This is a genomic window from Micromonospora sp. NPDC002296, assembly GCF_040296145.1.
Classification (GTDB): Bacteria; Actinomycetota; Actinomycetes; order Mycobacteriales; family Micromonosporaceae; genus Micromonospora.
The window spans coordinates 1-12,521 of sequence record NZ_JBEOWQ010000049.1 but is presented as its reverse complement, the minus strand read 5'-3'; the positions used below and the strand labels follow the sequence as shown (position 1 = coordinate 12,521).

The window sequence follows — 12,521 nt, the reverse complement described above, 5'->3', positions numbered from 1 at the left end:
CCGACGGAAAGGGTCTGACCGGCCGGCCCTCCCGTCCGGGCGGCGCTTCTGCGACCATTCGACGGTCGAGCGACGGGGAACGAGGAACGGAGGTCCGGGTTGCGCATCCTGCTGGTCGAGGACGATCGACGGGTGGCCGCCGCCCTGTCGTCCGCCCTGACCCGCCGCGGCTACGAGGTGGAGCACGCCGCCACCGTCGCCGCGGCGCTGTCCGCCGCGCCCTGCGACCTCGTGCTGCTCGACCTGACCCTGCCCGACGGCGACGGCACCGACCTGTGTCGGGCGCTGCGCCGGCGCAGCGCCCAGCTCGGCATCATCGCGGTCACCGCCCGGGGCGAGGAACGCGACCGCGTCCTCGGCCTGCGGCTGGGCGCCGACGACTACGTGGTGAAGCCGTTCTCGATGGTCGAGCTCCAGGCCCGGATCGAGGCGGTGCTGCGCCGGGCCGCGCACGCCGCCCCGGAGCGGGACGTGATCCAGGCCGGCCCGGTCCGCATCGACGTCGCCGGGCGGACGGTCACCGTGGACGGCCGGGAGGTGACCCTCACCCGCAAGGAGTTCGACATCCTGCTCTCACTGGCCAGGCAGCTCGGGGCGGCGGTGCCCCGGGACCGGATCCTGCTCGACGTGTGGGGCACCACCTGGGCGGACCGGCACACCGTCGAGGTGCACATCGGATCGCTGCGCGGCAAGCTGGGCGACTCCCGGCTGGTGGAGACGGTCCGCGGGGTCGGCTACCGGCTGCGCGGGGAGTGAGGGCCGGTGCGTCGTCGGCTGGTCATCAGCTACCTGCTGCTGATGGTGCTGGTGCTCATCGCGCTGGAGACGCCGCTCGCCACCACCCTGGCCACCCGGGAGACCGACGAGGTGCGGGCCGACCGGCTCGCCGACGCGACCCGGTTCGCCTCGCTGGCCGGGCCGGCGCTGCGCGGCGGCGTCCCCGGCCCGCTCGGGGGCGAGCTGAGCAGCTACGACGAGCTGTACGGCATCGGCGCGGCCGTGGTGGACCGGGACCGCCGCACGGTGGTGGCCTCGCGCAGCTGGCAGGTCGGGCCGGGCACCGAGGCGGCGTTGGACAACGCGCTGTCCGGGCAGCAGTTCAGCGTCCCCGAGTCGGTGTGGCCGTGGACCGGCGGGCCGGTCGTGGTGGCGGTGCCGATCAACGACGGCGGTGAGGTGCTCGGGGCCGTGGTGATCGCCACCCCGGCGGACGGGGTCCGGCGCACCGTCACCGCGTGGTGGCTGCTGCTCGCCGCGATCGGCATCTTCGCCGTGCTGGCCTGCGTGCTGACCGCGTTCGGGCTGGCCGGCTGGGTGCTGCGCCCGGTGACCGAGCTGGACGCGGTCACCCACGAGATCGCGGAGGGGGACCGGGGGGCCCGGGTGCAGCACCGGCTGGGCCCGCCGGAACTGCGCCGCCTGGCGGTGAGCTTCAACAACATGGCCGACGTGGTGTCGGACGTGATGGACCGGCAGCGGGCCTTCGTCGCGCACGCGAGCCACCAGCTGCGCAACCCGCTGACCGCGCTGCGGCTGCGGGTGGAGGAGCTGGGGCCGAGCCTGACCGACCCGCCGGGGCGGGCCGAGCACCGGCTGGCTCTGGAGGAGACCGATCGGCTGGCCCTGCTGCTGGACGCCCTGCTCACCCTGGCCCGCGCCGAGCGCGAGGAGAACGAACGGGTCACTGTGGACGCCGCGGCGGTCGCCGCGTCCCGGGTGGCCGCCTGGCAGCCGCTGGCCCGGCACCGGTCGGTCGCCCTGCGGCTGGCCCCGGTCGCCGATCCGGTGTACGCCCGGACCGTGCCGACCGCCGTCGACCAGGCGCTGGACGCGCTGATCGACAACGCGGTCAAGTTCAGCGGCGCGGGCGGAGAGGTGACCGTGGACGTCCGGCCGGCCGACGACGGGGTCGCGCTGGAGGTCCGCGACACCGGCCCCGGCATGACCCTCGACCAGCTCGACCAGGCCACCGAGCGGTTCTGGCGAGCCCCCGAGGTGCAGAACGTCGACGGCGCCGGGCTCGGGCTGACCATCGTCGCGGTCCTGGTCGACGCCTCCGACGGCCGACTCACCATGCGCCTGGCGCAGCCGCGTGGCCTGGTGGCCGGCCTCTGGTTCCCGGCCGCCCCCGACCCCGCGACGGCCTCCGACCCGCTCCCGCCGGGCACCGCCGCGCCGACGGGTGGGACCGTGCCGACCGTTGGGAGCGAGTCGACCGTTGGGAGCGAGTCGACCGGTGACGCCGGGCCGGGCCGGGACGCGCCGGTGGCCGGCGGAACGGTGGCCCCGGCCGGCTGACGGGTCAGGGTTTGTTCGACCGGTACCAGTCGGCCGCGCCGGGGTGCAGCGGCAGCGGGGCGGTGGCGATCGCCGAGCGGGGGCTCATCCGGCCCGCCGCGGGGTGCGCCGCGGCCAGCTCGGCCCGGCGTTCCATCAGCAGCCGGGTCACCTCCCGGACCAGATGATCCGGCAGGTCGGCCCGGACGACCAGGTAGTTCGGGTTCGCCACCGTGGTGACCGGCTCGACCCCGTACACCGAGCGGGGAATGTCCCGGGAGACGTAGACCTCCCGGTAGCTGCGCCGCAGGGGCTCCGTCCAATCTCCCAGGTCGACGATCCGGGTGGTGGCGTCGGCGGTCAGCTCCTCGACGCCGCGCACCGGGAGCCCACCGGAGAAGAAGAAGGCGTCGATCTGCCCGGCGCGCAGCGCGTCGACCGAGGCGTCCAGCCCCAGCCGCTTTCGGCGGACCGCGGTGCCGCCCAGCTGGGCGACCTCCAGCAGCCGGGTGGCGGTCACCTCGGTGCCGGAGCCGGGGGCCCCCACGGAGACCCGCCGGCCACGCAGGTCGCCCACCGAGTGGACCGGGCCGTCGGCCCTGGTGACCAGGTGCAGCAGGTCGTCGTAGACCCGGGCCACGGCCAGCACGCTCGGGCGGTCCTCGCGGCCGGTGGGGAGCACGTCGGCCTGGGTGAAGCCCAGCTCGGCGTCCCCCGTGTCGAGCAACCGCATGTTCTCCGCCGACGCGGCGGTGACCACCACGCTGGCCAGCACCCCGGGCAGCTCCCGGTTCAGGACGGCGGCCAGCGACTGGCCGAACGCGTGGTAGACGGCGGTGGGGCTGCCGGTGGCGATCCGGATCTGGATCGGCTCGCTCGGCGAGTCCCGGCAGCCGGCGAGCCCGGGCGCGGCCACCAGCACCAACAGCAGCACGGCCACGCCGGCGGCGCGCGGTGGCACAGACCAGCTACGGCTCACCCGGTGCACTCTGCGCGTGCGACGCCCCCGGCGCAAGCCCGCCGGCCGGCCGCGCACAGCTTTCCCGGGCCGGCCGTGCTCAGTCGACCGCGGTCACCCCCGGCCCGGTCGCCGGGTCCAGGGTCACGCTCTGCAGGATGCGGTCCCGGTCCGAGCCGTCGGCCACGCTCACCACGTAGCATCCCGCCCCGGGCCGCAGCAGCGCCGGCACCTCCAGCAGTGCGGCACCTCGGACCAGCACGGCGGCCAACTCCCGGTCGGTCAGCCGGATACCCAGGATGTGCCGCCGGACGTGCCGGCCGCCTGCCAGCAGCGCCGCCCGCCAGACGGCGGCGGCGAGCCGGGGCCGCCACACCCGGCGGGCCGTGGACGCGCCCGCCATGGGCCCGCCGAGCAGCTCCCGGCGGCCCTGCCGCCAGCCGATCTCCACCAGCGTCGCGTACGTCGCCGCGTGCTCGCGGGGCACCTGGAGTCGGTGCAGCTCGAAGCGGCGGCGCAGGCCGCCGGTGGCCACCTCGTGCCCGACCGGGATCTCCAGCCGGGCGAGGAGCTGGCGCATCCGGTGCGCCGCGTCCTCCCGGTTGAACTCGGCGGCTTGGCCGATGCGGGCGGGGGCCGGGGGACGGCGACCCGCCCCGGCCGGCGCGGAGGCGCAGCGCAGCAGGCAGGCGACCTCGAACGCGTCGGCGAGGGTCAGCCAGTCCAGCGGGGGCGGGGTCGTGGGAAGACGCGGCCGGTCGAGCAGCGTGGGTTCGGGGGCCACCACAGTCTCCTTGTCGGCGTCAGGTTCCCCTTACCGTGGCCTCCCGCGCGGCCCGGTGGTAGCGGTGGCCGCGAGCCTTGAGGAAATCTTGCGACAGTCGCTGTCGGTGACGCCCATCTGTGCGCGATCCGTCACAACTGGGTCACCACGACGTCCACCGCCCGGGGCCGTCCGGGGGTCACCGGCTGTTCCAGGACGGTGTACTTCAAGTCCCGGAGCGCGGTCACCAACTCGCCGGCGCGGCGCGGGCGGGCACCCGCGGTGAGCAGGTCGCGCACCAGCCGCCCCTTGGTCGCCTTGTTGAAGTGGCTGACCACCGACCGGACCGGCCCGTCGGGGGTGTTCCGTTCGTGCAGCACCCGCACCGTCACCGTCCGCCCGGCCAACTCGCCGCCCGGCGTCCAGGTCGTCGCGTACGCGCCCGAGCGCAGGTCCAGCACCGCGCCGCCGCCGGCCGCCGCCACCATCGCCGGGGCCAGCTCCCGCCGCCAGTACGCCGACAGCGCCCCCACCCCGGGCAGCCGCGCCCCGATCGGGCAGCGGTACGGCGGGATGCGGTCGGCGAGCCGCACCGCCCCCCACAGGCCGGAGCTGACCAGCACCGACCGGCGGGCCGCCCGCTGCGCCGCGGGGGGCAGCGTCGCCAGGTCGAGGGCCTCGTAGAGCACGCCGGTGTAGATCCGGCCCGCCGGGGCGGTGGCCGCCCGCTCCAGCCGGGCGTTGCGGCGCAGCTCGCCGGCCAGCCCCGGGGTCAGCCCCAGCGCGTCCAGGGCCGCCGCCTCGTCCGGCCCGGCGCAGAGGCCGACCAGTGCCGCCAGCACCTCCGCGCGGGCCGGGGCCAGCTCGGGCAGGGACAGCCGGGTCGGGTCCAGCCGTCGGCCGGTGCCGGCGTCGGCCTTCCCCTCCGAGGGCGGCAACAGGATGAGCATCTCGGTACGACTCCTCGGTGCGGCGACGCGCCGGCGCGTGGCGGTCCGGCCAGCGTACGGCCCGCCAGTCAGCGCCACGGCCGCACGGCCGTCTCCGGGTGGTACACGCGATAGCGGCCGACCTCGGCGATCAGGGCCGGGGCGGCCCCCGCCCCGAGCAGCTCCCGCAGCCGCCGGTCGGCGGGGCCACCGGCCGCCAGCACGTACCCGGGGCGGTCGGCCCGCCCCACCTGCTGCCAGTACGGCCGGTACCGGTTCTGTCCCGGTGTCAGGTTCTCGTCGAGCACCCCGCAGACCACCGCCTCGGCGGTGTTGAAGACCAGCCGGTTGCAGGTCCAGTAGCCGGCGTACACCGTGCGCAGCCCGGCCCGGCGGACCGTGTCGGCCAGCTCCCGTGCCTGCCGCTCCTCCGCCCGCAGCCCGTCGGCGCCGGCCACGAACAGGCCGGTGGCGACCAGCGCGGTGGCGACCAGCCCGGCCAGCGCGGCGGTGGCCGCCACGCCGGCCAGCCGCCCGACGACCCCCGTCGTGCCCCGCCAGACACCCCTCGCCGCCAGCCACAACGGCCACAACGCCACCGGCAGCGAGAGCTGGAGCACCGACAGGTAACGGGCGTTGCTCATCGGGTCGGTGGCGGCCAGCGGGCTGCGGACGTACGCCGCCAGGGTGAGGCCGGCGCCCGCGACCAGGGCGAGCTGCGTGGCCGGCCCGACCCGGTCGGCGCCGGTCCGGCCGGCGGCCCGCCGGTACGCGACCAGCGCGAGGACCGCGGCGCCCGCCAGCAGCACCGGGTAGAGCAGGCCGAACCACTGCTGCCAGCGGGCACAGCCGTCGACCGGGCACAGCCCGGTGGCCAGCGGCACCCCCTCCAGCAGCCCGCCGCGCAGCCGGTCGGCCGGCGGCGGCGCCGGTCCGGCGGCGGTGCTGATCCGGCGCAGGACCGACAGCGAGTCCTGCCCGGGTGGCGCGCGCAGGTTGTCGGCGATCAGCGGCGCCGCCCCGACGGCGAATCCGGCCACCAGCAGCGCCCCCGCCCAGCCAAGCAGCTCCCGACGGAGCACCCAGGCCAACAGCAGCCCGGCCACCGCCAAATACGGCACGATCAGCCAGTCCGACCAGACGGCCACCCCGGCGAGCAGGCCGGCCGCCCCGGCCGCCAGCCGCCGGGCCCCGATCCGCCGGTCGGCCAGCCCCAACGCGATCAACAGCACCAGCGCCACCGCCGGTTTCACCTCGGGCCGGCCGCCCACCACGGTCAACTGGTCGCGCACCACCCGCTCCGGGCCGAGCGCGAGCAGGCCCACCACCAGCACGGCGCACCAGGGCGAGCAGATCCGGCGGGTCAGCCGGTACATCAGCCACGCGAAGATCGCCCAGAGCGCCAGCATCGGCAGCCGCAGCACCGGCCAGCTCGGCCCGGCGACGGCGACCAGCGGCGCCGCCAGGTACGCCTCCAGCATGCCCATGTAGCGCTGCCCGTACAGGAAGATCGGGTGCTCCCGGCCTGCGGCGATGTGCAGTGCGGCCAGGCCGAAGGTCGCCTCGTCGCTGTTCGACCCGGGCAGGGTGAGCAGCGTCAGCGCCAGCCGGTAGCCGACCCCGGCGAGCCCGAGCAGCAGCGCCACCAGCGCCGGCCGGTCGGACGGGCGCCACCGCCCGCGGTGCTGCACACGTGTCGACACGACCAACCGCCCCCGTCGCCGCCCCGACCGGATTCTGTCACGCACGCGGTCCGGACCGGGGCCGATCGGGGAGAACCCCCTCGTCCCCGCCTCGCGTGGCCGTCCCTGCCGACGTGTGGCAGGGTTGCAGCGTGCCACCCACAACCGCGGGCGAACTTGCCCTACCGAACCTGCACCGGGCCGCGCGGATCGAGGACGCCCTGCACAACCTGGTGGAACGCCGGCTGCGGCGAACCGGGTGGCAGCCCAACATCATCGCGTACGCCGGATACGGCGCCCCGGGCTGGGCGCGGGTGCTGTGCCGGGTGCTGCTCGGCCGCCCCGACACCCGGTCCGGGCAGCGGCTGGACAAGGTGCGCGGCTGGCGCAGCTTCACCACCCTGCCCGCGAAGCACGTGACGGTCACCATCGAGGCCGGCGGGGTGAAGCACGAGGCGAAGGCCGACCGCAGCGGCTTCGTCGACACCGTGGTCGAGGCCGACCTGACGCCCGGCTGGTCGTCGGTGCGGCTGAGCGTCGCCGACGCCGAGCCGGTGGAGGCGCTGATCCGCGTCCTCGACCCGAACGTCCGCTTCGGCATCCTGTCCGACATCGACGACACGGTCATGGTGACGGCGCTGCCCCGGCCGCTGCTCGCCGCGTGGAACACCTTCGTGCTCGACGAGCACGCCCGTAACGCGGTGCCCGGCATGGCGGTGCTCTACGAGCGGCTGGTCACCGCCCACCCCGGGGCCCCGGTGTTCTACCTGTCCACCGGCGCGTGGAACGTCGCGCCGACCCTGACCCGGTTCCTGTCCCGGCACCTCTACCCGGCCGGGCCGCTGCTGCTGACCGACTGGGGGCCGACGGCCGACCGGTGGTTCCGCAGCGGCCGGGAGCACAAGCGCGCCACCCTGGCCCGGCTGTCCCGCGAGTTCCCCGACGTGCGCTGGCTGCTGATCGGCGACGACGGCCAGCACGACCCGGAGATCTACCGGGAGTTCGCCGCCGGGCACCCGGACAACGTGGCCGGGGTGGCCATCCGCCGCCTCTCGCCCACCCAGTCGGTGCTGGCCGGCAGCCTGCCCACCCCGTCCGGCAGTTCGTCGTCCGGGCCGGTGGGGCAGAAGTGGCTTTCCGCCCCCGACGGCGCGGGGCTGTGGAAGCTGCTGCGCGAGGCCGATCTGGTCTGATCCCCTGACGCGGCTGCAGAGCAGAGTAAGCGCGGGGCATCGGGGTGGGCCCCCGCCTGCCGATTTGAGGTGCCTGGTGAACGGGGCCCTAGCGGTGCAGAGCGAGCTGCGAAGGCTGTCGGAGGGAAGCGTCGGACGCGTGGAGTCGGGCGGGGGCGCTAGGTCGTCCCCGGTGAGGGTGGTGGGGACGACGTACCTGCGGCATCGCCTTGTAGCCGGCGAATTCCTGGATGTCCGGCCACACCAGGCTTGATGCCTGGCCGCTGACGCAGCCCGTCAGGCAGGTGAGAGCGGCGATCTCGTAGGAACGTCCGCTCGGTGTCGTTGCCAGCCAGGGTGATCGCTTCGTCGTACGCGGCGCGGGCCTCGGTGGTCCGGCCGAGCCGGGCCAGCAGGTCGGCCCGCGCCGCGGGAAGCAGGTGATAGCCCGGTAGGTCGATCCCATCGAGGCTGGCCAGCGCCATCGCCGGGCCGTGCACCTCGGCGACGGCGACCGCCCGGTTGAGCGCGACGACCGGCGTCGGGCTGTGGGCGAACAGCTGGTCGTAGAGCGCCAGCACCTGGGCCCAGTCGGTGGCAGGCCCGTCGGTGTGCACGGCGTTGATGGCGGCCTGGATCTGGTAAGGGCCGGGCCGGTTGCGGCGCAGGCAGCGGCGGACCAAGGCGTGTCCTTCGGCGATCTGCTCCCGGTTCCAGAGCGACCGGTCCTGCTCGGCGAGGGTCACCAGCTCGCCGGCGGGGCCCACCCGGGCCGGGCGGCGAGCCTCGACGAGGACCAGCAGCGCGAGCAGCCCGAGAACCTCGGGCTCGTCGGGCATCAAGTCGGCGAGCTCCCTGGCCAGGCGGACGGCCTCCTGGCACAGGTCGGTGCGTACCAGCGCGCCGGCCGTCGAGGTGTAGCCCTCGTTGAAGATCAGGTACAACACGGTCAGCACCGGTGGAAGCCGGGCCGGCAGCTCGCCGGCGTTCGGCACCCGGTAGGGAATGGCGGCGTCGCGGATCTTCTTCTTGGCGCGCACGATGCGCTGCGCGATCGTTGCTTCGGGTACGAGGTAAGCCCGTGCGATCTCCGGCACCTCGAGCCCACCCAGCAACCGTAAGGTGAGCGCTGTCTGCGCCAGCGGTGCGAGTGCCGGGTGACAGCAGGTGAAGATCAGCCGCAGCTGGTCGTCGCGCACCGGTCCCACCTCCTTGGGTTCGTCGGGTTGGCGTAGCAGCAATGCCTGGGCATGGCGGGCCGCACGCGTGGATTCCCGCCGCAGCCGGTCGATGGCCCGGTTGCGGGCGGTGGTCACGATCCATGCCCCGGGATTGGGCGGCGGGACCCCCCACTTCTGCAGGGCCACCGCGAACGCGTCCTGCACGGCCTCTTCGGCGAGGCTGACGTCGCCGAGAAGGCGGGCCAGCGTGGCCACGCAGCGGCCGTACTCCGCCCGGTAGATGCTTTCCAGATCCATGTCGCCCAGCATCAACCTTCCGGCTCGTCCTCGAAGGGCCGCACCTCGACCGGCCCCATGCACGCCCGCGAGCACTTCTCGGCCCAGGCGAGCGCCTCGTCGAGATCGGCGGAGCGAATCACCCAGAACCCGCCGAGCTGTTCCTTGGTCTCGGCGAACGGCCCGTCGGTCATGGTGGTGTTCCCGCCCTCGACCCGCACGACGGTGGCACTGTCCGGCGGTAGCAGGCCACCCCCGAAGACCCAGAGGCCGGCGCTGCGCAGTTCGGTGTTGACCTGGTCGACCTGAGCGAACGCCGTCTGCATCTCATCATCCGACAGTGGCGGCGCGTCGTAGGCGTGGTGCACGGCGAGCAGGTACTGCTTCATGTGGTGGGCTCCTGATCAGTAGCAGGTGTCAGGCGGGCAGTCGTCGCGCGACAACGGGGATGACGATCGCCGCGGCAACCAGATGCGTCAGGATCAGCAGCACCTTGGTGCCGGCCGTGGCGTCCGCGACGACGTCCGGCACAAGCGACAGCACGGTGAGTACCACGGTGGTGCGGACGAACGTGCTGCGCGGACGCCGGGCGGAACGGCGCAGTACTGCGGCGAGCACCAGGCCGACCAGCGAGAAGATCGCGGTCAGCGAGGCGAACCCGACCAACGGGATGGGAGCCCCCGAGACGTCGAGGCTGATCCCGGCCGCGTGTCCCGCAACGGCAACGAGCGTGGTGGCGAGGCTGGCCACGGCCGTGGCGGCAACACCAGCGACGAGCATCGAGCGAGCTCCGGTGGTGGCGCGCGGGGCGGCAGTGCGAGTGGTGGTCAATTTCGGTGCCTCCGATGCCATGGAAACCGGCCCTGCGCCGGTCTCTCACCAGGGCTACGAACTCACCCTGCCGCAATCGACAAGCCCGGCGAACCTTTTTCCAACCAGCCGTTCCGAGAGGTCGGTCGCGGCGTGCGGGCGGCTCCCGGTCCTCACCGGAGGGTGCCGGAGTGACCCCGGCCGGTGACAATCGTGAAGGATACTTGCGAAATAGCTCGACTGCGTTGAATATATTTTCGTGCGCAGAGACTATGGTCGATTCCTTACCGGCGCGGCGCTGACGGTGGCGCTGGCGCTCGGCGTGGCCGCCCCCACGGGCACCACCGCATCCCCGCCCGCCACGCCGGACACCGCGCCGGTCGCCGCCCAGGCGGCCTGCGTGACTGATCCGGCTACCCCAAAACGGCAGCTCCGGGGCATGTGGATCGCCAGCGTGGCCAACATCGACTGGCCCAGCCGCACCGGGCTCACCCCGGCCGCCCAGCAGGCGGAGTATCGGGGCTGGCTCGACCTGGCCCAGCAGCGGCGGATGAACGCCGTCGTCGTGCAGATCCGCCCCACCGCCGACGCGTTCTGGCCGTCGACCTACGAGCCGTGGTCGCACTGGCTCACCGGCACCCAGGGCGGCAACCCCGGCTACGACCCGCTGGCCTTCATGGTGGCCGAGGCGCACGCCCGCAACCTGGAGTTCCACGCCTGGTTCAACCCGTACCGGGTCGCCAACCACACCGACCTGACGAAGCTCGTGGCGAGCCACCCGGCCCGTAAGAACCCGGGCTGGGCCGTCGCCTACAACGGCCAGCTCTACTACAACCCCGGCATTCCCGCCGTCCGCGCCTTCGTGCAGGACGCCATGATGGACGCCGTCCGCCGCTACGACCTCGACGCCGTGCACTGGGACGACTACTTCTACCCGTACCCGGGCAGCGGCGGGGGCTTCCCCGACCAGGCCACCTTCGCCCAGTACGGCGCCGGCTTCAGCGACATCGCCGACTGGCGGCGCAACAACGTCAACCTGCTGGTCCAGGAGATGCACGACCGGATCCGGGCGATCAAGCCGTGGGTGAAGCTCGGCGTCAGCCCGTTCGGCATCTGGCGCAACGCCGGCACCGACCCGCTCGGCTCACGCACCACCGGCCTCCAGTCGTACGACGCGATCTACGCCGACACCCGCCGCTGGGTCAAGCAGGGCTGGATCGACTACATCGCCCCGCAGATCTACTGGCACATCGGCCACCCCTCGGCCGACTACGCGGAGCTGGTCCGCTGGTGGTCGGAGACCGTGACCGGCACCGACGTGCAACTGCTCGTCGGGCAGGCCACCTACCGCGCCGGGGCGACGGGGCAGGACGCGGCCTGGCAGGACCCGGCCGAGCTGACCGACCACCTCACGCTCAACCGCGCCTACCCCCGGGTCGCCGGCGACATCCACTTCAGCGCCAAGGACGTCCGCGCCGACCGGATCGGCGCCGTCTCCCGGGTGGCGACCGATCACTACCGCCGCCCGGCGCTGGCACCCGCAGGCGTGGGCGGCACCGCGCCCGCCGCGCCGAGCCTCACCTCGGCCGTGCGCGGCACCGGCGGCGTGACCCTGACCTGGCAGCGCGGCACCACCGGCAGCACCGCCGAGTACGCGGTCTACCGGCTGCCCGGCGACGGTGCGGTCGACCCCTGCGACCTGGCCGACGCCCGCAACCTGCTCGGCACGGTTCGCGCCTCGGGCACCACCGGCACGTTCGCCGACGCCACCGCCTCGCCCGGCTCGACGTACCGCTACCTGGTGACCGCCCTGGACCGGCTGCACCACGAGAGCCCGGCCAGCAACGCGCGGGTGGTCACCGGCACCGGCGGCACGTTCAGCGTGATCGTGGACAACGCCACCGCCGGGGGTTTCACCGCCGCCGCCACCTGGGGCACGTCGTCGTACTTCACCACGCGGTACGGCGCCAACTACCGCTTCGCCGATCCGCAGGCGGTCAGCGACCCGGCCTGGTTCAGCGCGACGCTGCCGGCCGCCGGCTCGTACCGGGTCGAGGTCTGGTACCCGTCCGACTCCGGCTACAACAGCGCCACGCCGTACCTGGTGGCGACGACGAACGGGACCGTGACGACCAAGGTCGACCAGCGCAGCGGCGGTGGGCAGTGGCGGGTGCTGGGCACCTACGACCTTGCCGCGGGGACGCGCCAGGTCGTCGGGGTCAGCCGCTGGACCAGCACGACGGGGTACGTCGTCGCCGACGCCGTCCGGATCACCCGGCTCTGAGCCGACAGAGAAGCTTCTCGTACGGTCAAAGCCGTACCGGTCTGTTCGGCCGTAGGCGCCCTTTCGGGTTGCCTACGGCCGTGACGGCTTACCCGCCTAGGGCGTGTCCTGCCGATCTTGTAGTGGTTGATCGTTGACGATGTGCCGGTGGTGCGTCGTGGCGAACTGACTGACGAGGCGTGGGCGGTG

General features: G+C 74.1%; 10 protein-coding genes and 1 pseudogene. 4 read left to right on the top strand and 7 right to left on the bottom strand.

The window, feature by feature from the left end:
* The first annotated feature begins 99 nt into the window (after nucleotides 1-99).
* Together ABT023_RS25255 and ABT023_RS25250 are read left to right on the top strand one after the other, a co-directional pair.
* Nucleotides 100-756, top strand: coding sequence for a response regulator transcription factor (locus ABT023_RS25255; protein WP_350888875.1), 657 nt, complete (start codon nucleotides 100-102; stop codon nucleotides 754-756).
* Between the two features lie 6 nt (nucleotides 757-762).
* Nucleotides 763-2,151 (top strand): annotated as a pseudogene (locus ABT023_RS25250) (sensor histidine kinase); the annotation flags it as partial.
* A gap of 151 nt (nucleotides 2,152-2,302) precedes the next feature.
* Here ABT023_RS25250 and ABT023_RS25245 read toward each other — a convergent pair.
* The 4 genes from ABT023_RS25245 to ABT023_RS25230 form a co-directional block, all read right to left on the bottom strand.
* A complete protein-coding gene (locus ABT023_RS25245; RefSeq protein WP_350888874.1) occupies nucleotides 2,303-3,256 on the bottom strand; it encodes a TAXI family TRAP transporter solute-binding subunit in 954 nt (317 codons plus the stop codon).
* 79 nt (nucleotides 3,257-3,335) lie between these two features.
* Entirely contained in the window at nucleotides 3,336-4,019 is a 684-nt protein-coding gene (locus ABT023_RS25240; protein ID WP_350888873.1) for a hypothetical protein, read from the bottom strand.
* A 131-nt stretch (nucleotides 4,020-4,150) separates the two neighbouring features.
* Entirely contained in the window at nucleotides 4,151-4,948 is a 798-nt protein-coding gene (gene yaaA / locus ABT023_RS25235; RefSeq protein WP_350888872.1) for a peroxide stress protein YaaA, read from the bottom strand.
* A gap of 68 nt (nucleotides 4,949-5,016) precedes the next feature.
* The gene (locus tag ABT023_RS25230) at nucleotides 5,017-6,630 is read right to left on the bottom strand and encodes a hypothetical protein (RefSeq protein WP_350888871.1); all 1,614 of its coding nucleotides are present in this window, start codon (nucleotides 6,628-6,630) and stop codon (nucleotides 5,017-5,019) included.
* 131 nt (nucleotides 6,631-6,761) lie between these two features.
* Here ABT023_RS25230 and ABT023_RS25225 point away from each other — a divergent pair, with 131 nt between their 5' ends.
* A complete protein-coding gene (locus ABT023_RS25225; protein ID WP_350888870.1) occupies nucleotides 6,762-7,802 on the top strand; it encodes an App1 family protein phosphatidate phosphatase in 1,041 nt (346 codons plus the stop codon).
* 158 nt (nucleotides 7,803-7,960) lie between these two features.
* Here the strand turns inward: ABT023_RS25225 and ABT023_RS25220 are convergent, their stop codons facing one another.
* The 3 genes from ABT023_RS25220 to ABT023_RS25210 are packed head-to-tail and all read right to left on the bottom strand — an operon-like array spanning nucleotide 7,961 to nucleotide 10,090.
* Nucleotides 7,961-9,271 (bottom strand): RNA polymerase sigma factor, encoded by a 1,311-nt coding sequence (locus tag ABT023_RS25220; RefSeq protein WP_350888893.1) that lies wholly within the window; start codon nucleotides 9,269-9,271, stop codon nucleotides 7,961-7,963.
* The gene (locus tag ABT023_RS25215; RefSeq protein WP_350888869.1) at nucleotides 9,271-9,627 is read right to left on the bottom strand and encodes a YciI family protein; all 357 of its coding nucleotides are present in this window, start codon (nucleotides 9,625-9,627) and stop codon (nucleotides 9,271-9,273) included. Before ABT023_RS25215 ends, ABT023_RS25220 begins: the two co-directional genes overlap by 1 nt.
* A gap of 28 nt (nucleotides 9,628-9,655) precedes the next feature.
* Nucleotides 9,656-10,090 (bottom strand): DUF6069 family protein, encoded by a 435-nt coding sequence (locus tag ABT023_RS25210; RefSeq protein WP_350888868.1) that lies wholly within the window; start codon nucleotides 10,088-10,090, stop codon nucleotides 9,656-9,658.
* A gap of 217 nt (nucleotides 10,091-10,307) precedes the next feature.
* On the opposite strand from ABT023_RS25210, the gene ABT023_RS25205 reads away from it, so the two are divergent.
* Nucleotides 10,308-12,332: a family 10 glycosylhydrolase gene (locus ABT023_RS25205; protein WP_350888867.1), complete on the top strand. Its 2,025-nt coding sequence runs from the start codon at nucleotides 10,308-10,310 to the stop codon at nucleotides 12,330-12,332.
* Nucleotides 12,333-12,521: the final 189 nt, after the last annotated feature.

Coding starts and splice junctions, on each gene's coding strand:
- ABT023_RS25215 (WP_350888869.1), bottom strand. CDS start 9,627: ATGAAGCAGTACCTGCTCGCCGTGCACCACGCCTACGACGCGCCGCCA.
- yaaA (WP_350888872.1), bottom strand. CDS start 4,948: ATGCTCATCCTGTTGCCGCCCTCGGAGGGGAAGGCCGACGCCGGCACC.
- ABT023_RS25220 (WP_350888893.1), bottom strand. CDS start 9,271: ATGCTGGGCGACATGGATCTGGAAAGCATCTACCGGGCGGAGTACGGC.
- ABT023_RS25210 (WP_350888868.1), bottom strand. CDS start 10,090: ATGGCATCGGAGGCACCGAAATTGACCACCACTCGCACTGCCGCCCCG.